This window comes from Streptomyces sp. NPDC050433, from assembly GCF_044458565.1.
In the GTDB taxonomy this organism is placed as follows: domain Bacteria; phylum Actinomycetota; class Actinomycetes; order Streptomycetales; family Streptomycetaceae; genus Streptomyces.
This window is the reverse complement of record NZ_JBITIB010000023.1, coordinates 112,862-135,372: the sequence shown is the minus strand read 5'-3', so window position 1 is coordinate 135,372 and position 22,511 is coordinate 112,862. Positions and strand designations below refer to the sequence as shown.

The 22,511-nt window shown below is 70.4% G+C and carries 20 protein-coding genes; 7 read left to right on the top strand and 13 right to left on the bottom strand.

Going from position 1 to position 22,511, the window contains the following annotated elements:
* Positions 1 to 91: 91 nt before the first annotated feature.
* The 11 genes from ACIBLA_RS26480 to ACIBLA_RS26430 all read right to left on the bottom strand — a co-directional run bounded on the left by ACIBLA_RS26480 (position 92) and on the right by ACIBLA_RS26430 (position 14,019).
* The gene (locus ACIBLA_RS26480) at positions 92 to 703 is read right to left on the bottom strand and encodes a serine protease (protein ID WP_399200093.1); all 612 of its coding nucleotides are present in this window, start codon (positions 701 to 703) and stop codon (positions 92 to 94) included.
* A gap of 212 nt (positions 704 to 915) precedes the next feature.
* Positions 916 to 3,549: a hypothetical protein gene (locus tag ACIBLA_RS26475; protein WP_399200092.1), complete on the bottom strand. Its 2,634-nt coding sequence runs from the start codon at positions 3,547 to 3,549 to the stop codon at positions 916 to 918.
* A 74-nt stretch (positions 3,550 to 3,623) separates the two neighbouring features.
* Positions 3,624 to 4,712: a glycerophosphodiester phosphodiesterase family protein gene (locus ACIBLA_RS26470; protein ID WP_399200091.1), complete on the bottom strand. Its 1,089-nt coding sequence runs from the start codon at positions 4,710 to 4,712 to the stop codon at positions 3,624 to 3,626.
* Positions 4,713 to 5,034: 322 nt separating this feature from the next.
* The gene (locus ACIBLA_RS26465) at positions 5,035 to 6,441 is read right to left on the bottom strand and encodes an FGGY family carbohydrate kinase (protein WP_399200090.1); all 1,407 of its coding nucleotides are present in this window, start codon (positions 6,439 to 6,441) and stop codon (positions 5,035 to 5,037) included.
* Positions 6,442 to 6,483: 42 nt separating this feature from the next.
* Positions 6,484 to 7,494, bottom strand: coding sequence for a 2-hydroxyacid dehydrogenase (locus ACIBLA_RS26460; RefSeq protein ID WP_363242442.1), 1,011 nt, complete (start codon positions 7,492 to 7,494; stop codon positions 6,484 to 6,486).
* Positions 7,491 to 8,786 (bottom strand): ABC transporter ATP-binding protein, encoded by a 1,296-nt coding sequence (locus ACIBLA_RS26455; protein WP_399200089.1) that lies wholly within the window; start codon positions 8,784 to 8,786, stop codon positions 7,491 to 7,493. The genes ACIBLA_RS26460 and ACIBLA_RS26455 overlap by 4 nt, the downstream gene beginning before the upstream one ends.
* Positions 8,779 to 9,570, bottom strand: coding sequence for a DeoR/GlpR family DNA-binding transcription regulator (locus tag ACIBLA_RS26450; protein WP_363242440.1), 792 nt, complete (start codon positions 9,568 to 9,570; stop codon positions 8,779 to 8,781). The genes ACIBLA_RS26455 and ACIBLA_RS26450 overlap by 8 nt, the downstream gene beginning before the upstream one ends.
* Complete coding sequence (locus ACIBLA_RS26445) at positions 9,567 to 10,682, bottom strand: ABC transporter ATP-binding protein (RefSeq protein ID WP_399200088.1); 1,116 nt, start codon at positions 10,680 to 10,682, stop codon at positions 9,567 to 9,569. The genes ACIBLA_RS26450 and ACIBLA_RS26445 overlap by 4 nt, the downstream gene beginning before the upstream one ends.
* Positions 10,679 to 11,509 carry a carbohydrate ABC transporter permease gene (locus ACIBLA_RS26440; protein ID WP_363242437.1) on the bottom strand — a complete coding sequence of 277 codons (831 nt, stop codon included), beginning with the start codon at positions 11,507 to 11,509 and terminating at the stop codon, positions 10,679 to 10,681. The genes ACIBLA_RS26445 and ACIBLA_RS26440 overlap by 4 nt, the downstream gene beginning before the upstream one ends.
* 35 nt (positions 11,510 to 11,544) lie before the next feature.
* The gene (locus tag ACIBLA_RS26435; protein ID WP_399200087.1) at positions 11,545 to 12,582 is read right to left on the bottom strand and encodes a carbohydrate ABC transporter permease; all 1,038 of its coding nucleotides are present in this window, start codon (positions 12,580 to 12,582) and stop codon (positions 11,545 to 11,547) included.
* A gap of 6 nt (positions 12,583 to 12,588) precedes the next feature.
* Positions 12,589 to 14,019: a sugar ABC transporter substrate-binding protein gene (locus tag ACIBLA_RS26430; RefSeq protein ID WP_363242435.1), complete on the bottom strand. Its 1,431-nt coding sequence runs from the start codon at positions 14,017 to 14,019 to the stop codon at positions 12,589 to 12,591.
* 144 nt (positions 14,020 to 14,163) lie between these two features.
* Here ACIBLA_RS26430 and ACIBLA_RS26425 point away from each other — a divergent pair, with 144 nt between their 5' ends.
* The 6 genes from ACIBLA_RS26425 (at position 14,164) to ACIBLA_RS26400 (ending at position 18,270) form a co-directional block, all read left to right on the top strand.
* Entirely contained in the window at positions 14,164 to 15,609 is a 1,446-nt protein-coding gene (locus tag ACIBLA_RS26425; protein ID WP_399200086.1) for an FGGY-family carbohydrate kinase, read from the top strand.
* Entirely contained in the window at positions 15,606 to 16,229 is a 624-nt protein-coding gene (locus ACIBLA_RS26420; protein ID WP_399200085.1) for a histidine phosphatase family protein, read from the top strand. Before ACIBLA_RS26425 ends, ACIBLA_RS26420 begins: the two co-directional genes overlap by 4 nt.
* A gap of 61 nt (positions 16,230 to 16,290) precedes the next feature.
* Positions 16,291 to 16,470, top strand: coding sequence for a hypothetical protein (locus ACIBLA_RS26415; RefSeq protein ID WP_399200084.1), 180 nt, complete (start codon positions 16,291 to 16,293; stop codon positions 16,468 to 16,470).
* Positions 16,471 to 16,622: 152 nt separating this feature from the next.
* Positions 16,623 to 17,471, top strand: coding sequence for a helix-turn-helix domain-containing protein (locus tag ACIBLA_RS26410; protein WP_399200083.1), 849 nt, complete (start codon positions 16,623 to 16,625; stop codon positions 17,469 to 17,471).
* Positions 17,447 to 17,644: a DUF397 domain-containing protein gene (locus ACIBLA_RS26405; RefSeq protein WP_399200082.1), complete on the top strand. Its 198-nt coding sequence runs from the start codon at positions 17,447 to 17,449 to the stop codon at positions 17,642 to 17,644. The genes ACIBLA_RS26410 and ACIBLA_RS26405 overlap by 25 nt, the downstream gene beginning before the upstream one ends.
* Before the next feature lie 95 nt (positions 17,645 to 17,739).
* Positions 17,740 to 18,270: a DUF6879 family protein gene (locus ACIBLA_RS26400; RefSeq protein ID WP_399200081.1), complete on the top strand. Its 531-nt coding sequence runs from the start codon at positions 17,740 to 17,742 to the stop codon at positions 18,268 to 18,270.
* Between the two features lie 14 nt (positions 18,271 to 18,284).
* On the opposite strand, the gene ACIBLA_RS26395 is transcribed toward ACIBLA_RS26400, so the two are convergent.
* Complete coding sequence (locus ACIBLA_RS26395; protein WP_399200080.1) at positions 18,285 to 19,862, bottom strand: IPT/TIG domain-containing protein; 1,578 nt, start codon at positions 19,860 to 19,862, stop codon at positions 18,285 to 18,287.
* Positions 19,863 to 20,051: 189 nt separating this feature from the next.
* Positions 20,052 to 21,515, bottom strand: coding sequence for an amino acid permease (locus tag ACIBLA_RS26390; protein ID WP_363242427.1), 1,464 nt, complete (start codon positions 21,513 to 21,515; stop codon positions 20,052 to 20,054).
* A 300-nt stretch (positions 21,516 to 21,815) separates the two neighbouring features.
* On the opposite strand from ACIBLA_RS26390, the gene ACIBLA_RS26385 reads away from it, so the two are divergent.
* Positions 21,816 to 22,409: a biotin transporter BioY gene (locus ACIBLA_RS26385; protein ID WP_363242425.1), complete on the top strand. Its 594-nt coding sequence runs from the start codon at positions 21,816 to 21,818 to the stop codon at positions 22,407 to 22,409.
* The last annotated feature ends 102 nt before the right edge of the window (positions 22,410 to 22,511 follow it).

Genomic DNA, 22,511 nt, shown 5'->3' with positions numbered 1-22,511 from the left:
AGAACCCCAAGCCGTTCACATGGACCAAGAGCGCCGACGAAATCCTCAACTCGTTAGCGAAATATATCGCCAGGATTTCAGGCGCAGGACACTAGAGCCGGTGGCCAGCGCGTGCACGGCCCCGAGCCTGACCGGCCGACGGCAGCAGATACGCGGTGCTCGCGCCCAGGTGCGCGGCGACCGTCATCCCGACGACGCCATCCTGCGCCTCGTCCCAGACCGGCGCCCCGCTGAACCCTTCAGAGATGCGCGGCCCCGGCTCCTGCGCCTCCATCTGCACCCAGCCCGAGCCCTGCCCGGCGCGTAGCGTGCCCGACGCCCATACTCCGCAGTCGGCGTGGTCCGGGTAGCCAAACACCCGGAACATGTGCCCCCATACACCGGTCCCGTCGGGAAGCGGCGCCGGCCGAGCACCCTCAACTGCCGCGTCGAGCCGCAGCAGCGCGACATCTGCCCCGCCGCTCCGCCAGGAAACCACGGTCGCCCGCGCCTGTGGGCGCCCGCTCAGCACTGGAAAGTCGAGGTCCACCGGCGTGCTGGCCATTCCCCCCGCGGCATCGGACACCGCCCTGGCAACCACATGAGCGCAGGTGCACACCACATCAGCGGCAACGAGAAACCCGGCGCCGACCACCCCACCGGAAGCCGAGAGAATCCGCACCTGCGACGCCTCAAAGACGTCGCTCCCCCGTGCAGCGGCCATGGACTACCCCATCACTAAAATGTTGCTCAGGCACACGACATATCAGCATGCCCGGCGCTGCGACGTCGCACAACTCGCCGTGCACAGAACCCAGTTGAAGCTGCACCGACATATGGCCGCGCACACGGCGGGGACCGCTCCTCGGCGCAGATGAACCGGCCGCTGCGTTGTTCTCGTGCACTCCTCATCTGTCTCTCCGCTTCTGTTGTGGATCAGCGGGTGCGCGTCGGCTGGGGCAGCAGGTTCCGTAGGAGTTCTGCGGTCTCGGCGTCCATGTCGACGCCGCCGCCGAGGCGTTCGTTGATCTTTGCGAAGGTGGCGGCGGCGAGCCGGAGGGCGGGCATGTCGCCGGCGGCGTGGTGGGCGAGGAAGATCTGGCGGTGCAGGGTTTCGTTCTCCTCGGCGGCGAGCAGGCCGGTGCGGGCTGCCCAGAGGGCGGCGGGGTGGTCGCCGGCTTCGCGGCGCCGGGTGGAGAGTTCGTACGCGACGTGGGTGATCGCGGAGATCATTTCCTGTACGGCTGGTTCGGCCCAGGCGTAGCGGCCGGGGTCGATGCCGGTGAAGGGGCGTCCGCGGATCAGGGCGAGGGCGCGGCGCAGGGCGAGGTCGCCGTCTTCGCCTTGGTCGGCCAGGCCTTTGCGGGCGTGTTTCTGGAAGGTGGTCCAGTCACAGGTGACTTTGGGGCCGAGGCGGTAGCGGCTGTCGCCGGTGTCCTGGACGCGGGGGAAGTGGGCGTTGCCGTCGGGGTCTTTGTCGAGCCAGGAGCGTGTGCGGGAGATGACGGAGTTGCGCATGTTCTTGTTGCCGGGTTGTCCGGGCCAGAGGGCGTCGTCGATGGCGTGGTGGTCGACGCCCGGGTGCAGCGCGAGGAAGGCGGCGAGTTCGACGCCGCGGCCGCGGCGGTTGGAGTCGAGCCGGCCGGTGGCGCCCTCGACCGCGATGGGGCCCAGCACCAGGACGGCCGGGCCGACGCCGCGGTCCGAAGCCGGCTTCGGTGCGGGGGTCGGTGGTGTGTCGGGCGGGAGTGTGGCGTGGACGGCTTTCCGCGGTTCGGCGGCGCGGGGTGCGGTCGGGTCTGGCTGCATCACCCAGGTGGAGAAGTCGGGGTGGGGGGCGCCGTCATCCAGGATGTCGTCCTCGGCCAGGACCTCGGCGAGCGACGGTCCGGTCGGCTCGTCGTCCGGTCGTACGGCGGGTGCGGCGACGGCCGGCTTCTCCAGCGTCAGGATGTCAGCCCCGTGCCCGGTGGTGGCGGGGGTGTCGGGTGTCTGCGCGGTGCGCGCGGGAGGTGCTGCCTGTGCGGCGATCTCTTCGTCTTCGAGGTCGGCATACTCGGCTGGCAGCCCGTCTTCGTCCTCGGTGGGGGTCTCGTCGTCGTGGGAGGTCACCCAGGCGGGGGCTGGGACGTCCGCTTCGCTCGCGGCGAGCGTGAGGAGTTCGACGGCGTCCTCGTAGTGCTCGTCGCTCAGACCCTGGAGGTGGACCGGCAGGCCGGAGCCGGGCAGCACGATCGTGTCGTCCGGACCTTGGCAGTTGAGTGTCCACACGCTGCGGCGTTCATCGTCGGCCAGGGCGGGGGCGGTGGTGATGACTGCGGCCGCCGTGCGGGGTTGTTCCGTGAGCATGTCGACCAGGCGGTCGCTGTCGGCTCCCTGGGGCAGGTGTGCGGCCAGGACGATGTGCGGGGTCCAGGCGCCTCCCGCGTCCTCGCGCAGCCGTGCCTGGCGAAGTGAGATGGCGCCGGTTCCGGCGAGCGCGCGGCGCTGGTCGGCGGCGTGGGCGGACAGGTCGGCGACGGCGTGGGTGAGATCGGTGGTGCGGACGACGCGCTCGGGTGCGGCGCTCTCGAGCCCGGGTAGTGCCTCTCCCAGAGCGGCGACTTCCATGTGGCCCGGCAGCGGGGTGTTGGCGAGTTCCACGGCGATCGCCTGCAGTACGTGGCGCGCGAAGGTCTGGTGGCCGGCGAGCTGGAGGATGCCGACGTGCTCCAGGTCGACCAGGACGAGGTGGCCCTGGTTGTCCCAGCCGATCGACACCAGCGCCGGGTAGGGGGCGTCGGCGGCCTTGAGGGTTTCCTCGTCGGCGAGGCCGGGGCTGCTGGCCGCGCAGATCCACATGTCCTGTCGTCCGGCTGCGGCGGTAAAGGGTTTCATCGGGGCGGTGTCCTGGTCGAGGTGGAGTTCGACCTTCGACTCGTGCAGGACGACGGCTTCGATGACCGGAAGGTCGCGGTGGGCTTCCGCGAGGTTGAGGGCGAGAGAGCGCAGCGCGGCGTCCAACAGGTCGAATCCTGTGGGGAGCTGGGCCGCGCGCAGACCCTGCTCGGTCGCTGCCGCGCGGCCTTGGGGCATCGGGATTCGGCGGCCGGGGCGCAGGCGGCGCTGCTGGAGGCGGCGGCGGACGCCGAGTGTGCCGACCAGGGCGGCGGCCAGGGTGCCGGCGCCCATCCATACCGCGGCGGGGGCCAGTTCCTCGTCGTCCGCATGGCGTGAGGGGACGGTGCGGTCTCCCGCTTCGGGAGTACTGGACGGTGCGGGGGTGCGGGTGGCTTCCGGGGACGGTTCGGCCGTACGGGACGGGGACGGCTCGGTGGTTGCCGGGGGCGGCGGCTGCGCGTCGTCGTGCCCCGGGTTCGTTTCGGGCGCCGGGGGCTCGTCCGGGGTGTCTTCGGTCGGCGGGGTGGTGTCACCGGAGTCGACGGGCGGGTCGGCCGGCTCGTCGGCGGCCGGGAGGTCGAGTTCCTGCCCCGGGTAGATCAGGTTCGGGTTGTCGAACTGGGCGCCGCCGGGCTGGGGTTCGCCCTTGTTGGCCCTCGCCGCATCGCCGAAGTGCCCACAGGAAACCACCCTGCGGGCACTTCGGCGCCTTGCGACACAGCAAGAGGGCTCCGTGCTGATCAGGCGCCCGTCCCGGTCCGGGGTCAGTCCCTGGCTTCCGCCGAGTCCCGCGCCATGACCGCGACGTCCGGGAAGTCCGTCACCACGGCGTCCACCCCACGGCCGAAGTGCAGGGCGTACTCGGCGAAGGCGTCACCGAACTCGTTGGGATTCGTACCGCGCCGGAACTGCGCGGGCAGGTACTGGTTCTCCGCACGGAAGGTGTACGCACCCACTTTCAGCCCCGCCCGGTGCGCGTCGGCCAGCAGTGTGAACGGCTCCACGACCGACGACTTGTCCGGGCCGATCCAGTCCGCGTACCGCGCGATCTTCCGCAGCCCCTCCGGCGTCATCATGTCCTTGTACGTCGTGGGGTCACCCGCCGCGACCAGGTCGTACGGCGCGCCCGTCGTGCCCAGCGCCTGCCAGAGCGGCAGCCGCAGCCGCTCCTCGGCGAACGCGGCGAGACTGCTGGGCTCGAACGACTGGACCACGCACTCGTCCGCGTCCAGCCGGTAGTGCCGCACGATCCGCGCCAGCGCCGGCTCCAGGGGCAGCCCGATGGAGCGGAAGTACGTGGGGTGTTTGGTCTCCGGGAAGACGGCGATCCGGCGGCGGTGGCGCCGGGACAGCTCGCGGGCCAGCCGCACGACCTCCTCGAAGGTCATCACCGGCTCGCGGCCGTCGAAGACGGTGTTGCGGTTACGGATCAACGGCAGCCGCTCGACCGCCCGCAGGGTCTTCAGTTCGGCCAGCGTGAAGTCCTCGGTGAACCAGCCGGTCACCGGCCGCCCGTCGACCGTCTTCGTCGTCCGCCGGTCGGCGAACTCCGGGTGCTTCGCGACGTCCGTCGTCCCCGAGATCTCGTTCTCGTGCCGCACGACCAGGACATGGTCCTTGGTGGGGACGAGGTCGGGCTCGATCCAGTCGGCGCCGGTCTCCACGGCGTAGGTGTACGCCGCCGCGGTGTGCTCGGGCCGCCACCCGGCGGCGCCCCGGTGACCGATGACCACCGGTCGGCTCGTGCCCGGCGCGGCGGCGGCGGGCACCGCGCCGACGGCACCCACGGCCGTGGCGGCGGTGGCCGCACCGGCCGCGAGCAGTATCGAGCGGCGTCTGGGCTGTGCGGACATACGGGTCTCCCTCGTGGGCTCGTGAAGCGTCGGTCGATCGACGAAATCCGGGGCCGGCGGCTGCACGATAGGCAGGCGGACGGCCCAATTCGGCACACTGCGCGGCGACTTCACCGTCTGTGCGGCGGGCGGACATTCGGGGTTCACCGGGGGCGCCGACCCCGCCCCGCCGCGACGGTGCCGGGTCACCGTCGTCCCTGGCGTGCCGGGCCGTGCCCGACGCCCCCGGCTCCCGCCGCGGGTTTCGGCGTGCCGGGCGGTGTGGGGCGGGACGGTAGGGCAGCTGCCCCGGCCTGGGGCTTGCCGGGCGCGCCACCCCGCACTACGTGCGGTGCCTCTCCCGCGCCGCCCCCAGCCGGGCCAGGTGGTCCTCGTACCCCTTCGCGTAGTACGACGCCCGCTCCGGGTCCGGGTCCACCACCGACGTCGGGGTGGTCCAGGACGCCACGTCCAGCTCCACCCCGTGGCGCGCCGCCGACGCGAGCACCGCGCCCCGTGCGCCCACCTCGCCCTCCACGATCCGCAGCGGTCTGCCCAGCACATCGGCGAACAGCCGCATCCACGCGGGGCTCCGGGTGCCGCCGCCGCAGACCGCCAGGGTGCCCGTCAGGCCCGCCGCCTCCAGACAGTGCCGGGCGGCGTAGGCGATGCCCTCGCAGGTGGCGCGGATCAGATCGGCCGACGTCGACTCCAGGGAGACACCGGTCAGTTCGGCCCGCAGTGCCGGGTCGACGAACGGCGCGCGCTCGCCGGACGGCGCGAAGTACGGGAGCACTCTGACCCCTCCCGCTCCCGGTTCCACCGCGTCGAGCAGCGCGTCCACCTCCGCGTGGTCCGTGCCGGTCATGGTCAGCACCCAGTCGAGCGCGGCGGTCCCGACCATCGCGGGCATGGCGCGCAGATAGTGCCCCGGCCGGTCCGTCGAGATGTGCAGCCCGCCCGGCTCGCCGTCCAGGTCGAGCGTGTCCGTCGCGACGAGCGAGGCCAGGCATGTGCCGATGATCAGCAGCCCGTCGCCCGGCTCGGTGACCCCCGCGCCCAGCGCGCCGGCCGGCAGGTCGTACGGCCCGTTGGCGATCCGTACGCCCGAGGGCAGCTCACCGATCGCGAGCGGATCGCTGACCGGGGCCAGCAGCCGCGCCCGGTGCGCGAGCCCCAACTCCGCGAGCACGTCGCCGGAGTACGCCCGCGTCCTGGGGTCCAGGAACGGCATCGACGCGTCCGAGACATCCGTCGCCCGCACCCCGGTCAGCCGCTGGAAGACCATGTCCTTGCAGTACAGCGCCGTCGTCGCGGCATCCAGCGCGGCCGGCTCGTGACGGTCGAGCCACGCCAGCACCGGCCCCGGACAGCCGGGGAACATCGCGCTGCCGCTGCGGCGGAACACCGACTCGAAGACGCCGGACGCCAGCCACGCGTCCACGAACTCGTGGGCCCTGCCGTCCATCCAGGAGATCGCGGGCCGCACCGCGCGCCCGTCGGCGTCCACCAGCCAGACCCCGTCGCCCTGCCCGGTGAGCCCGGCCAGCTCGACCGGCTCGGGCAGGGCGGCGGTGAGCGCGCCGTAGGCGTCGACGACCGCGCCGTACACCTCCTCCATGTCCTGCTCGACATGACCGCCGTGGATGTCGAGGCGCACCGGACGGGACTCGACGGCCAGGGCGCGCCCGTCCGCGTCGAAGGCCGCGGCCTTCACCGTGGACGTGCCGACATCGATACCGACGTACATCACGCTCTCCTCAGGTCCCAGGGCCTACGTCGCTCATGTCGTTCACGTCAGGCAGTGCGCCAGCGGCTCGCCCTTGGCGTAGCGCGCGACCTCCGCCGCCGCGATCCGTGCCGCCTTGCGCGCCACGGCCTGGCTCGCCCCGCCCAGATGCGGGGTCAGCACCAGGTTCGGGGTGGAGCGCAGCCGCGCCCCGGCCGGCAGCGGCTCCTGCTCGTACGTGTCGAGCGCCGCCGTCGCGAGATGCCCGCTGTCGAGCGCGTCGCACAGCGCGTTCGTATCGACCAGCCCGCCGCGCGCGACGTTCACCAGGGCCGATCCCCTTGGCATCAGGGCGAGTTCGGCCTCGCCGATCAGACCGTGTGTCTCGGGGGTGAGCCGCGCGTGCAGGCTCACGACGCTCGACCGGAACAGCAGCGACTGGAGCGAGGGGGACCGCATGCCGTGCACATCGCCGCGTACGTAAGGGTCGTACACCTCCACCTCGGCGCCGAACGCGGTCAGCACACGCGCCACCCGGCTGCCGACGGCGCCGTAACCGATCAGCCCCACCGGGGTGTCCTCCAGCTCCGGGCCGCAGCGTGCGTACGTGTAGAGCGAGGCGTCCCACTCCCCGTCCAGGGCGAGGGAGTTGTGCGCCTGCGGGATCCGGCGCAGGGCCGCCAGCATCACCCCCACCGTGAACTCGGCGGTGGCCGCCGCGTTGCGCCCCGGCGCGAAGCAGACCTTCACGCCGCGCGCCCGAGCCGCCTCGACGTTGACGTTGACCGGACCGCCCCGGCACACGGCGATCATCCGCAGCGCGGGCGACGCGGCGAGCACCCTCTCGGTGAAGGGACCCATCTGGGTCACACAGACCTCGACCCCGTCCAGCGCCTCGATCAGCGCGTCCTCGGAGTCGTTGGCCTCGTCGACCTCGGCGACCTTGCCGAAGGGGGTGAGCGGCCAGGGAAGGGTGAGTTCGGTGATCTCGGCCGGGGCGGCGACATCGTGCCGCAGGGCCTCGGTGATCAGGGAGTTGAGGACGAAGTGGTCTCCGGCGGCGAGGATCTTCACGTCAGCGCATCTCCTGTCTCGGCGTCGAACACGTGCGTGTGCTGCGGGTCGGCGGTGACGCGCACGGTGTCGTCCCGGTCCAGGCGGATCTCCGGGCCGGTCTCCACGACGAGGGGTTCCGCGACGCCATGGAGCGTGAGCGTGGCGATTCCGGACTCCGGGAGCGGCTCATGGGCGCTGACCGTAGCCCGTACGGCGCCGTCCGCCGCCCCGCCCGACCCGGTGTCCTCCGTCCCGGCCCCCGGCTCACCCACACGGGTCAGCCGCAGGTCCTCCGGACGGATGCCGAGCACCACCGCGCGGCCGGGGGGTGGACCGGCCGGGCACGGGAAGCTCACCGTCGGGCCGAGCCTCACCCGTCCACCGGACTCCACGACGCCCGGCAGCAGATTGATCGCGGGCTCGCCCACGAAGTCGGCGACGAACATGTTCGCCGGGGCGTCATAGATCTCGTACGGCGTGCCGAGCTGCTGGATCACGCCGTCCCGCATCACCGCGATCCGGTCGGCCAGCGACAGCGCCTCCTCCTGGTCGTGGGTGACGAGGATCGTCGTATGGCCCGAGTCCCGCTGGATCCGCTTGAGTTCACGGCGGGTCGTGTCGCGCTGCGCGGCGTCCAGATGGGACAGCGGTTCGTCCAGGAGCAGCACGTCCGGCTCCCGGATCAGCGCCCTGGCCAGTGCGACGCGCTGCTTCTGGCCGCTGGAGAGACCGGCGGGCCGGGCGGCGAGGAGGTCGGTGAGACCGATCCGCTCCGCCATGTCGGCGACCCGCCTGGCCCGTTCCGTACGGCTGTGCAGACCGCGGGCCGCCAGCCCGAATCCGAGATTGTCCGCGACGGTCAGCGGCGGGTAGAGCGCGTAGTTCTCGAAGGCCACACCGATGTTGCGCTCCCGCGCGGGCAGGGAGACGACCGAGTCACCGCCGACCAGGATGTCGCCGCCGGTGACCGACTCCAGACCGGCGATCATCCGCAACGTGGTGGACTTGCCGCAGCCGGACGGGCCGAGCAGACCGAGCAGTTCGCCCGAGCGCAGCTCGATGTCGATGCCGCGCACGGCGTCGACGGCGGGACGGCCGCGCGCCACATAGGTCTTGCGCAGTTCACGCAGGGTCAGCCCCTTTCCGGCGGATGTTCGCGGATCAGCCCGAGGGGTCTGGTGCGGTGCATCGCGAGGCGGAGGATCGGTCTCGTGCTGGGCGTACGTGGCCGAGTCCGACAACGCGGCGAGGTGCCGTGCCAGGCGCCTCGGACCCGCGAAGAACCGCCGGAAAGGGGCTGGTTCAGTCACCGCCCACCTCGCAGACGTGGTAGGGGACCTTGTGCTCGTCGAGGTCGCGCAGCGCCTCGGCGGAGGCGCCGGCGTCGACGAGCACCAGATCGAAGGCCGAGAGCGGGGCCAGCCGGTGCAGGGCGACCCGGCCGAGCTTGGAGTGGTCGAGCAGCAGGACGTTCCTGGCCGCCGAGCCGAGCATCGCCCGCTTCACGGAGACGATGTGCTGCTCCTGGTGGTACGCGTAACCCCCGGAGACGGCGGAGGTGGACGTGAAACAGACGTCGACCTGGAGCGACTGCACGGCCTCGACGCAACTGACGCCGAGGAACGAGGAGTGCAGCGGGTCGTAGTCGCCGCCGAGCGCCATCAGATGGATGCCGCGCTCCACGGACAGCAGCGTGATCGCCTGAAGGAAATTGGTGACGACGGTCAGCGGCGTGATGGAGCCGAGCCGGCGCGCGATCTCCAGGGTGGACGTCGAGTCGTCCAGCATGACCGCCATGCCGGGCTCGATGAGGGTCAGCGCGTGCCGGGCGACGGCCGCCTTCTCCTCGTGCATCGCCTTGAGTCGGAAGGCGACGTTCGACTCGAAGACACCGGACGGCTGCGCGGTCACCCCGCCCCTGAACTTCCGTACGATGCCCTGCCGTTCCAGCTCGTCCAGGTCGCGGTGGATGGTCATCAGACTGACGTCGAAGCGGGTCGCCAGCTCGGCGGCGGTGCCCTCGCCCTGCGCGAGGACGTACTCGGCTATCGCCGCCTGGCGCGGGGCGGGGCCCCGCTGCTGCTGGGTGCTCATCTTGTGATCCTTCGTCCTGGACGCTCCGGCCGGTCGGCCTCGAACAGGAGCAGGTTCTCAAGCCGTACGGAGAGCCGCACAGGGGCGTCCGCGCGCAGACCCGCCGCGGCGGCGCGCGGGGCGACGAGCGACAGCTGCCGGGAGCCGAGCCGGACGGTGACCTCGGTGGCGCGGCCGAGGACCTCGGTGACATAGACGCTGCCGGTCAGCTCCAGGGCGTCGGCACCGCCGTCGAGGGTGACATCCCTCGGCCGTACGCCCAGCTGCACCTCCGTGTCCGGCGCCGCCGGTACGTCCACCGGCAGCACGAAGCCGCCCTCCGCCGACCCGAAGTGTCCGTCCGCCGTGACCGTCCCCGGCAGCAGGTTGATCAGCGGGCGCCCGAAGGCGCGGGCGACGAACGTGTCGTACGGCCGGTGCCAGATCTCCTCCCGTGTCCCGGTCTGGACGATCCGGCCGTCCCTGATCACCCCGATCCGGTCGCCGAGCGCCAGCGCCTCCACCGAGTCGTGCGTGACGTACAGCGTGGTGGTGTGCCGGACGTCGCCGATCGCCTTCAGCTCGGCGCGCATGGCCTGGCGGAGCTTGGCGTCGAGATGGGAGAGCGGTTCGTCGAGGAGGAACGCGCGGGCGGGCCGTACGAGCACCCGGCCCAGCGCCACCCGCTGCCGCTGCCCGTTCGACAGCGCGCCGACCGGGCGCTCCAACAGCTGCTCGATACCGAGGAGTTCGGCGACGTCGTGGATTCGGACACGGGCCTCGGCGGCGGGCAGCCGGTACTTGGGGGAGCGCAGCGGCGAGGCGAGGTTGTCGTAGGCGGAGCGGTGCGGATAGAGCGCGTACGACTCGAAGCACATGGCCACGCCCCGGTCGTACGGCTCGACGCCGGTCATGTCCCGGCCGCCCAGCTCGACGGCGCCGGAGTCGGGCTCCTCCAGACCGGCGACGGTCTTGAGCGTGGTCGTCTTGCCCGCGCCGGACGGGCCGAGCAGACAGAAGAACTCGCCCTCGGCGACGTTCAGTTCGATGCCGTCGAGCGCGGTGGTGCGTCCGTACGACTTGTGGACGCCGCGCAGCGCGATCGAGGTGGAGCCCGGCACGGAGTGCGTCATGACTTCACCGCCCCGAACGACAGGCCCCGCACCAGATACCGCTGGATCGTGAGCGCGAGCAGCAGCGGCGGGACCACCGACACCAGCGCGGCGGCGGCCGTCAGGTTGTACTTGGGCCGGTCGCCGCCGAGGAACGACAGCGCGCCCACGGTCACGGTCTGTGCCTCGGACGAGGTGAGGATCAGCGGGAAGACGAAGTTGTTCCACGCGAAGATGAAGGCCAGCAGGGATACGGCGGCGATGCCCGGCTTCACCAGCGGCAGCGCGACCCGGAAGAACGCCTGCTTGCGGGTGTAGCCGTCGAGCAGCGCGGCCTGCTCCAGCTCCGGTGACAGATCGGCGAAGTACGACCGCATGATCCATACGATCAGTGGCAGCGTGACCAGTTGCAGGACCCAGATCATGCCGACGTACGTGTCGAAGAGACCGAGCTGCTGGTAGAGCACGAACAGCGGGATGATCACGGTCAGTTCGGGCGCGAAGCGGAACGACAGCAGCGTGAACATCAGATTCTCCGAGCCGCGGAACCGCCAGCGTGCGGCGGCGTACGCGGCGGGCAGCCCGATCACCAGGGAGAGCCCGACCGCCCCCAGCGACACCACCAGGCTGTTGACGAAGAACCGTACGAACGGCACGCCCTCGTCGTGGCCCGCGCCGAGCACCGTCCGGTAGGAGTCCAGGGTCGGAGTGAACGAGAAGTAGGTGCTGAAGAGTTCGTTCGCCGGCTTCAGGGAGAGGATCACCATCCATACGACGGGGAACAGCGCGAAGAGGAAATAGAGGATCAGCGCGCCGTCGGCGGCGATCCCCAACACCCGCCGCTTCATGGCCCCCTTCGGCCTCGTCGGTGCCTGATGCGGCGTCACTTCGGCACCTCCGCAGCCCGGTTCTGGATCCGGCCCAGATAGCGCACCAGCACCATCGCCGCCAGATAGACCACCGCCCACAGCACGATCATGTAGCTGAGCCCGAACGAGTAGCGCTGGAAGCGGATCGCCTCCAGATACGCGCGTATCTGGAGCACCACCGTGGAGTCGCCGGGGCCGCCCTCCGTCAGGGCGTAGATGATGTCGAAGACCTTCAGCGAGTCCATGAACCGGAAGATCACGGCGACCAGGACGTACGGCCACAGCATCGGCATCGTCAGCTTGCGGAAGGTGAACCACCAGCCCGCCCCGTCGACCGCCGCCGCCTCGAACGGAGATGTGGGCAGCGAACGCAGCCCGGCCAGCGCCAGGATCGCGACGAACGGCGTGTAGACCCACACGTCCACGGCGATCGACGACAGCAGCGCGCCCGTCGGGGTGTCCGTCCACTGCACCCCGCCCAGACCGAACGGCCGCAGCAGATAATTCACGACCCCGACCGACGGCTGGAGCATCAGCTTCCAGATGATGGCGGCGATCACCGGCGCGATCATCAGCGGCAGGATGAGGACCTTCTCCAGCACCCGTCCGACCAGGGTCGAGCGGTGCAGAAGCAGCGCCACCGCGACGCCGAGCACCGTCTCGACGGCGGCGGCGCCGACCGCGTACAGCACCGTCACCCACGCCGAGTCCCAGAAGGAGGAGTCGGTGAAGATCCGCTGGTAGTTCTCCAGGCCCGTGAAGTCCGGCTGCGGCTTGCTCGCGGCGAAGTCGAACACCGTGTAGTACAGGCCGAGTCCGAAGGGATAGAGGATGCCACCGGTCAGCAGCAGGGCGGGCACGATCAGCAGATACGGCCGCAGGGAGCGCCGCCACCGGGGCACGCTCCGCTCCGTGCCGGAGCCGCCGGAGCCGCCGGGGCCGCCCCCGTACGACGGCCCCGGTCCCGCGGCCGACGCCTTTTCAGGGGCGCCGGCCACGGCCGCGTCGTCGGACGAGGCCGCCCCGTGATCGGCCTCCGTCGACGAGTCCATCAGGCGTCACCCGACCTTCGAGGCCAGATCGTCCGCCAGGCCGTTCAGCACCGGTCCCGCGCTCTTGCCCCCGTAGATCTCCTGGAGCGCCGACGCCCAACTCGTCGTCGCGTCGAAGAACTGCTCCTGCGGGGTGAACTGGATCCGCGTCTGGTCCTGGACGGCCTCGAACGTCTCGATGAAGCCGGGGAGTTCCTTCATCTTGTTCCGGTACGCCGGGTCGTCGCTCACCGACTTCCGTACCGGATCGATGTGGTTGTACTCGATCGCGCCCTTGCGCAGATGCTCCTTGCCGGTGGCCCACTGGAGGAACAGCCAGGCGGCGCTCTTCTTCTTGCTCTTGGCGTTCATCCCCAGCGACCAGATCCACATGTTGGTCGCCAGCGACCCGTCGGGCCCCTTCGGCCCCGGATGGAAGGCGATGTTCCCGGCGGCCGGCGAAGCGCCCTTCACCGCCTGGAAGTAGGCGGCGGTGTCCGCGTCGAAGAGCATGCCCGCCTTCTTCGCGCCCAGGTCGCTGGAGCACTGGTACCAGGTGTACGAGGTCCACGAGGGCGGCCCGCCCTTCTTGACCATGTCCGCCCAGTCACGGGTGAACGTGATGGCCTCGGGCGAGTTCATGGCGGGCTTCAGGCTCTCCCCGTCGACCGTGAAGTCCTTGAGCTTGTAGCGGGAGAACATCGTCATGAAGCCGGGATGGATCGTCGCCCAGCTCCGCGAGCCGCGCACCGCGACCCCGTACATCCCGTCGAAACCGGCGCCCGGCGCCTTGCGCTTGATGGTGCCCGCGAGTTCACGCAGCTCGTCGAACGACTCCGCAGGCTTCAGCCCCAGCTTGTCGAAGACCTCCGTGTTGTACGCGACGACGTTGGCCTCCCAGCCCCACGGCAGCGCGTACTGCCCGCCCTGGCCGAGCGGCGTCCCGGCCTTCAGGGACCACTGGGTGCCTTCGAGGAGGCTCGGCAGGAAGTCGTCCTGGTCCCATTCGGCGCCGGTGGCCGACTCGTTGCGCATCCACGGGCCCAGGTCCTCCAGCCAGCCCGGCGGGCCGTACTGCCACACCATGTAGGCGCCGAGCATGAAGATGTCGTACGACGCCCGGCCGCTGGAGAGGTCCACGGTCAGCTTGTCGAAGTAGTTGTCCTCGGGGAACACGTCGTACTCGACCTTGATACCGGTCTTCGCGGTGAACGCCTTGAGGTCGGCTATCAGCGCGTCCGTGTACGGGTGCTTGTTGAGCAACGCCTTGACGGTCGTGCCCTTGTGCCGCTGCCAGTCGAACGACCCGGTGACGTCGTCGGCCGCCGAACCATCGCTCTTGCTGTCACCGCCGCCGAAGCCGGCCCCGCAGGCGCTCAGCAGCGGGACGGACGACACCGCCGCCGTGAGCGCGAGGAATCGCCGACGGTCGTGCCCGAGGTGCCCGTGCATGTCCATCCGTGACCTCCACGGTCCGGCCAGATAACGCGTTCCTTCGAGTGGTTAACAGAGCTTGGAACACCGGTAGTTGCGCGTCAATCCCTCGCGCATCGCAAACTCTCGGTGCAGAGTGAGAACTTCACAGAGGGAGCCGATATGTGGATGGGTATCGATCTCGGTACACAGAGCGTCCGTGCGGTGCTCGTCGGGGACGACGGGGACATGCTCGGCAGCGGTGCGGCCCCACTCGGCGGCAGCCGCGACGGGGTACGCCACGAGCAGTCGCCGGACGACTGGTGGGAGGCGGTGCGCAAGGCCGTCGGCGAAGCCCTGCGGGACCGGCCGCGCGGCGCCATCGGCGCGCTCGCCGTATGCGGCACCTCCGGCACGGTCCTGCTCACCGACGGGGCGGGCCGCCCGCTCACGCCCGGCCTGATGTACGACGACGGGCGGGCCACCGCCGAGACGGCCCTGGCGCGGGACGGCGGACTGCGCGTACAGCCCACATGGGCCCTGCCGAAGGCGATGTGGCTGCTGCGCCGGCACCCCGCGACCGGGGGCGTACGCCTCACCCACCAACCCGACTTCATCGTCTCCCGCCTGGTCGGCGGCTGTACCCCCACGGACTCAAGCCATGCGCTGAAGACGGGTTACGACCTGACGACGGACACCTGGCCACACGAAAAGCTGCGCGCCCTGGGCCTGGCATTTGGAATGCTCCCGGAGGTCGTACGCCCCGGCACGAAGCTCGGTGAGGTCGACGCCGACGGCGAGGCGGCCACCGGCATCCCCGCCGGCACCCCCGTGATCGCCGGGATGACCGACGGCTGCGCGGCCCAGATCGCCTCCGGCTCCCTCGGCCTCGGGTCCTGGAACTCAGTCCTCGGCACCACGCTCGTCCTGAAGGGCGTCACCGCCGAGCCCGTCCACGACAGCACCGGCGTGGTCTACAACCACCGTGCCCCGGACGGAAGTTGGCTGCCCGGCGGCGCCTCGGGGGTCGGGGCGGGCGCGCTCGCAGCGGCCTTCCCCGACGCGGACCCGGCGAGCTACGACGCCCTCGCCCACGCGCACGAGCCGTCGACCGCGCTCGCCTACCCGCTGGTCTCGCGCGGCGAGCGGTTTCCCTTCCTCGCCCCCGACGCCGCGCCCTTCCTGCTGGGCTCACCACTCTCCGACGCCGACCACTGGGCGGCCCTCCTCCAGGGCGTCGGCCACACCGAACGGCTCTGCCTGGACTACCTGGACCACCTCGGCGCCCCCCAGGACGGCACTCTCACCTTCACCGGCGGCGGCTCGCGCAGCGCGTACTGGAACCAGCTGCGCACCGACATCCTCGGCCGCACCGTACACATCCCCCGGCACAGCGAACCGGCGCTCGGGATGGCCGTCCTCGCCGCGTACGGCGCGGGCGCCGCCCCCACCCTCGCGGACGCCGCCGGGCGCATGGTCGGCCTCGGCCATGTCCTGCGCCCGGACCCCGCGCGAACCGCGCGCTTCCTCGGGCCGTACCTGAGGATGGTCGACGAACTGGAACGGCGCGGCTGGCTCCCCGCCCCGGTCGCCGCGCATGCCCGCATCCGCGCCGACGCTTTGGAGAACTCATGAGTACGACCCTGCTGCTGGCCCGCCACGGCCAGACGCTCTGGCACGCCGAGAACCGCTACGCGGGCGTGAGCGACGTCGACCTCACCGACGAGGGCCGCGCCCAGGCGGTGCGGCTGGGCTGGTGGGCGGGACGGCAGGCGGCGGCGGGCACGCCCATCGACGCGGTGTGGACATCGACGGTGCCCCGCGCGATCGCCACGGCCGAGCCGGCCTGCCGCGCCCTGGACCTCGTACCGACACGCGAACACGACCTGCGCGAATGCGACTTCGGGGTGATGGAGGGCCGCACGCTGGCCGAGTTCGAGTCGGTGGACCCGACGGCGACGGCGGCGTTCCGCGCCGACCCGGTGGCCAACCCCTTCCCCTCCGCGGAGGACCCCCGCACCGCCGCCACCCGAGGCAAGGCGGCACTCCACCACATCGCGTCGTCCCACGACGGCGGCCGAGTCCTGGTGGTCGCCCACAACACCCTGCTGCGGCTGGTGCTCTGCGACCTCCTGTCGATCCCGCTGGGCGAATACCGCCGGGTCTTCCCGCGCCTGCGGAACGCGGCGGTGAGCGAGATCCGCCTGGACGGCAAGGGGGCGGCGCTGCTGTCGCTCAACGTGCCGTGCGGGTAGTAGCTCTGGGTGCTGAGTTGATCGCTTTGGGTAGAATCCGGCATTCCCAAAAACGCTGGCAATGAGGCGAAGCGCATCGACCGCTTCGTCCGCAGAGTTTCTGCGGAGTCTCGGCGACACCGTCCCCGAGACGCCCCGTGAACTCGGTGTGGCAGACCAGGTGCTGCGCCTCGCCCACGAACTGGAAAGTCTTGAAGTGCCACCTGGCACCCTGCGCGCTCTGGGCCTGCCGACTGCCTGAGAGGCCGCTGCTGCGGCTGGTGCTGAACGTGCCGTGCCAAGCGTAGCCCTATGTGATGAACTGGGCACTTTCCGCTCCCGAAGGATGTGCGGCTGACTACGCTCGGGACGGGCTGCCACAGCTCTGTCGCCGCAGGAAACAGGGGAGTTGGCATGGCGAAGGGCACGTCCGACTCGGGCCGGGAGGCATCGGCGCGGGTCATGCTGTACGAGACGATCGCGCGCCTGCGTGAGGAGTCGGGCAAGTCGCTCGCCGAGCTGCAGGAGTTGACGACGTACGACCGCGCGTATCTGCACAAGCTGGAGACGGGTGCGCGGCTGGGGTCACCGCAGGTGGTGGCGGCACTGGACGCGGTGTACGGGACGAAGAACCAGCTGTCGCAGCTGTGGGTGCTGGCGAGGGAGGACGCGTTCGGGGACCGGTACCAGCGGTTCATGAGGCTGGAGCGGGAGGCGACTGTTCAGTACAAGTACGTGTGCAGCGTCATCCCCGGCCTGCTTCAGACGGAGGCCTACGCCGAGGAGATCCTGGCCAAGGGCCGCCCACGCGATGATGTGGAACTGGCCGAGCAGGTCGCGGCGCGGATGAGCCGTCAGGACATCCTGGAGGGCGACGACGCTCCTCACTTCAGGGCGTTGCTCGACGAGGCCGTGTTCCGCCGCGCGGCAACGGACCCGAAGGTGTGGACGGACCAGTTGGAAGCGTTGCTCGAAGCGGGGCAGCGGTCCGGCGTCACCATCCAAGTGGTGCCGTTCTCGGCGGGATTGCATGATCTGCTGGGAGGCTCGCTGACCGTTCTCTGGCTCGCGAGCGGGAAGTCCGTGGCCTATCTGGAGGGTTCGAAGTCCGGTGAGCTGATCGAGGAACCGGAGAAGGTCGAAGCACTGCGTTTGTCCTACGATCTGCTACGTGACAAGACTCTCTCTCCGGAGGAGTCCGCAGGTTTCATCAGGCAACTGATTGAGGAGATCCCGCCATGCGATCCGTCCGACCCGATCTGACCCAGGCCGCTTGGCGTAAGTCGTCGTACAGCAATTCGGACGGCGGCGATTGCGTTGAGGTGTCAGACGGCTTCCCCGGCGTCGTGCCGGTCCGTGACTCGAAGGTGTCGGCAGGCCCGGCGCTCGTCTTCCCCGCCCCCGCGTGGCAGGCGTTCGTCCGGACACTCCACTGACCCCGCTGCAACAAACCGGCCCCGGCGCTTCCGCGCCGGGGCCGCGCTGTCACCGGCGGCTGCCCGCATGGTGCCGACACTCAGGGAGGCATGCGATGTCGCAGAACGAGCCGGGCTTCAATGAACTGCTGGCGGCGGCCGAGCACTCGGCCGTGCACCTTGAGATGCGCGACTCGTACGGCGTCGGCGATGAAGCCGAGGACTTCGAGAACTGGAAGCGTACGGGGCAACGTGACGTGAACCCCACTTCCGAGTACTGGACTCCTTGGGTTGATTTGATTCGGTGCACCGTCGCCCGAGGCGTTCTGGTTCGTCGCGCCCGTGTCGTCTCCGAACCCGTCACCGACTACATCCGGTACGAGCACGCCGGCACAGTGGTCAACGTCCAGGCCGGGGAGCAAGTCCGCTGGCTGCCCAGGCGGCAGGCGTCGGACATTGCCCTGCCTGGGAACGACTGCTGGGTGTTCGACAGTGAGACCGTGCTCTTCAACCACTTCTCAGGAAACGGTAACTGGTCTGAACCTGGCTGGGAGTTCCGAACCGAGCCAGTCGTGGCGCGGTTGGCATCTGCCGCGTTCGAGGCTGTGTGGGAGCGGGGCGTCCCGCACGAGAAGTACTCGGTCTGACCCCGAGCCCGCGATCAGTCCTCGTCCGGGAGGATTTTCGGGTAGCTGAATTCGTCCGCCGAGGTAGTGGGCGAGGTGGCCACGCCGATCGTCACCGTGACGTCGACCGTTCTCGGGTGCTCCTCCGTCCGCTTCGGTACCGACGCCGTGATCAGGGTCGGGGATTGGTAGTTGACATTGTCCCCGGCGGTTTCCCTGAACATCACCGCTGGTTTGTCGGCGAAGCCCGAGCCGTAGATCTTGACCGGGGTGCCGGCGCCTCCCTTGTTCGGTGAGACAGAGGTGACGACCACGGGCGCGGGTCCGCCGTAGGCGAACCGGCCCAGTGGGACGGCGGGTGATGTGCCGAACTTGGTGGTGACGCGGACGTCGACGATGCCGGCGCCGTCCGGCACCGTCGCGGAGATCTGCGTACCGGCGGAGTTGAGGGAGAACTCGGCGCACGGGATCGGACCGAAGTCGACGACGGAGTCCGGGTCGAATCCGCTGCCGCTGATGGTGACCGTGGCTCCTCCCGCCCCGGAGGTGGTACTCAACGAGGTCACCAGCGGTCCCGGCGGGACGAGAGGGGCGCCCAGCAGCATCAGGTAGGTGGAGTTGGCGTGCTGGAAGGCGACTTGGCCCAGGTAGTCCTCAAGGGTCTTGTTGACCAGCTGAGGGTCGTGCTGGGCGTAGTCGCCGTTCATCGTGGTGGTGCCGGCGGCCTGGGGCTGGACGTAGACGTTCCCTTTTCTGAGCATGTCGATCTCCGTGAGCAGGAACTTCACGTCAACGTTCGCCCTCGGTCCCGCGTCTTTCGGGTACCAGTCCTTGGGTGCGTCCAGATCGGACCAGGCGCACGGGACGAGATCCCAGGCGTTGACGTATCTCGCGCTCGGGTTGAACGACAGGGAGTCGACGTACCGGGCGAAGCTCGCGACGCCGGCGGTGGGGGTGGCGAAGGTGATGAGGCCGAACTGGGGTGTGTTCGGCCAGCGCAGTTTCTGGAGGTACGGGGCCAGCATGGTCGCGACGCAGCCGCCGAGGCTGTGGCCGGTCACATAGACCGTGGGGGAGGAATACGCGGCGGTAAGCAGCTCCAGCAGCGCTTGCGGGAGGGTCGTGCCCGAGGCCACGGTGATGGCGGGGAGGGCGGGTTTGGCGTCGTCCTGGACGATGTCCCAGTAGGCGAGGCCGGGCGTGTTGACGACCTGGGTGAACGCGGCCATGGCACCCGCCGAGACGGCCACGGGCGACGGTGGCCGGCCGGCGGTGAACGGCACCAGCGTGCCGACGTCGAGGTCCTCCATCATGTCGGTCGGAGCGCTGACCGTGCCTCGGACGACCACGGCGAACTGGTTCGCCGCGGTGTTCCAGGCGATGTACACCAGGTTCCCGTTGTCCGGGCTCATCGCCAGCCACATCGGCAGCCAGGTGTCCCCCGTGGCGAGCGAGCTGTCGGTCAGTCGCGCGGCGATGCCGGTGAGGGCGCGCCGGGTCTGTTCCGCCACGGTCTCGCCCGACGGGCGGGGGGTCGCTGCCGTGGCGGCGAGCGTGGCGAGGGTCATGGTGACCTGGGCCTCGGTCGGGTACGTCGGTGGGGCCGTCGTCATGCCTGCTCCCTGGGCGTGGTCGGGACCGCGCGGGCCGCGGTGGCCGCTCCGTACGGGCCCCGTGGGCCGAGTTGCCCCGAACCCGCGCTCGGCCGGCGTGTGTTCACGCCAACGGTCGCGTTGACCCTATGTGTCCCGTTTCGCGTCCCGGTCGCATGACGCCTCACGGCCCTGCGGGAGCCGTGGATTTCAGGCTGCCGGCCCAGTCCCGCGCGCACGCCGCTGCCGTACGGCACCGATCGTCGCCAGGCCCAGCGTCAGCAGGCCCGTCGCCAACAACTGGTCGCGTGTGTCCGGCTGACCCAGCATCAGGACGAATATCGTCGCCATGCCCGCCAGCGCGACCCACGTCAGCGCCGGGTACAGCCACATCCGGACGACCAGCCTTTCCGGTGCCTCGCGCTCCGTGCGGCGGCGCAGCACCAGTTGGGAGACCGCGATGAACGCCCAGACGACGAGGATCACCGCGCCCGTCATGTTCAGCAGCCAGGCGAAGATGTCGTCCGGCCGCCAGTAACTGAGCAGCACGCACAGGAAACCGAAGACCGACGAGGCGAGCACCGCGTGGCGCGGGACGCCGCCCGTCACCCTGCCCAGCACCTTCGGGCCCTGGCCGCGCGCCACCAGGGAGCGGGCCATGCGCGAAGCGCCGTAGATGTTGGCGTTCATCGCCGACAGCAGCGCCACCAGCACGACGACGTTCATGATCTGGCCCGCGCCGGCGATGTCGAGCCGGTCGAGCATCGCGACGTACGGTCCCGAACCCTTCTCGGTGATCTTCGGGTCGTCCCACGGCACCAGAGTGACGATGACCGCCATCGAGCCGACGTAGAAGAGCGCGATGCGCCACATCGCCGTCCGTACGGCCTTCGCGACACCCTGGACCGGGTTCTCCGACTCGGCCGCCGCGATGGTGACCGTCTCCAGACCCCCGTACGCGAAGACGGAGGCCAGCAGGCCGATCACCAGCCCCTGCGAACCGTTCGGCAGAAAGCCGCCGTCACCGGTCAGATTCGCCAGTCCCGGCGCGTCGGTGTCGGGCAGGACGCCCAGGATCGCGAGCACACCGAGCACCAGGAACAGCGCGATCGCGCCGACCTTGAGCGAGGCGAACCAGAACTCGAACTCGCCGAAGTTCTTCACGGCCGCGAGATTCGTCCCCAGGAAGACCACCATGAACAGCGCCACCCAGGCCCACTCCGGCGTACCCGGCAGCCAGCCGGAGACGATCTGCGCCGCCCCGATCCCCTCAAGTCCCACCGCCACACAGAGCAGGACCCAGAAGGCCCAGCCCGCGGTGAAGCCGGCCCACGGGCCGATGGCCCGTTCGGCGTGGACGGAGAAGGAACCGGACGCGGGGTTGGCGGCCGACATCTCGCCGAGCATGCGCATCACGAGCATGACGAGCAGTCCGGAGACGCCGTACGCGACGACGATCGACGGACCGGCCGCCGCGATACCCGCGCCGGAGCCGACGAACAGCCCGGCGCCGATCACACCGCCGAGCGCGATCATCGACAGATGGCGCTGCTTGAGCCCGTGGGTGAGTGCCGAGTCGGCGCGGGGAGAGACCGAAGTGGCGGCGGTGGTGGCCGTGGCCGCGGGGGGAGTCGCGGGCGCGTCGGCGGAAGGCCGGGGCGTGGGGGGTGACATGTGGGGCTGCCCTGTTCGCTAGGCGGATGACGGGTCCATTGGTGGAAAGTCACAGTCTGCTCGACCGCCGCCCAACCATGCAAAATGATCTCTGTCGAGCTGTGATGACCCTCACCTCAACAGATTCCGCGTGATGCGTGTCACGCTCACCATCCGTATGGAGCACTCCAGTTGTGGGGAATCCACTATCGGCCCGCCTTTCGCGTTGTGCCCGGCGACCGCTGTCCGGGGGTGTACCGGTGGGCTACCGTCACCCCTGTTCCCCCTGCCCACGCCTGCCCTCACCTCGCGGAGTCCCCGATGAGTACTGCTGCCGCCACCACCCGTACCGGAGCGGTCCTCGCCGATCTGCTCCCCGCCGCCCGGAACCGGTACGCCGTCGACACCGCCCTCGTCCTCGGCGGCGCCGCGCTGACCGGCATCGCGGCACAGCTGGCCGTCCCGGTCCCCGGCTCCCCGGTCCCGGTCACCGGCCAGACCTTCGCCGCGCTGCTCGTCGGTACGGCGCTCGGTGCCCGTCGCGGCTTCCTCGCGCTCGCCGTCTACACCCTCGTCGGCATGGCCGGCATGCCGTGGTTCTCCGAGGGCTCGTCGGGCCCCGGCGGTGCCTCCTTCGGCTACGTACTGGGCATGCTGCTCGCCGCGACGGTCGTGGGCTCGCTGGCTCGGCGCGGCGGCGACCGTTCCGTCCTCCGCACCGCCGGGACGATGGTGCTCGGCTCCGCGATCATCTACGCGGTCGGTGTCCCGTATCTCGCGGTCGCCGCCCATCTGTCGCCGAGCGCCGCCGTCGCCGCCGGACTCACCCCGTTCCTGATCGGTGACGCGCTCAAGGCCGCGCTGGCGATGGGCCTGCTGCCCGCCTGCTGGAAGCTCATCAGCCGCCAGGACTGAGACCGCTTGAGCAGCGTGCACAACCATCGCCCCAGGTTGAGCAGCGTGCACAGTGCTTGAAGGACACGGCGCCTTCTAACGTTTGATGCGACGGCCCGTGCG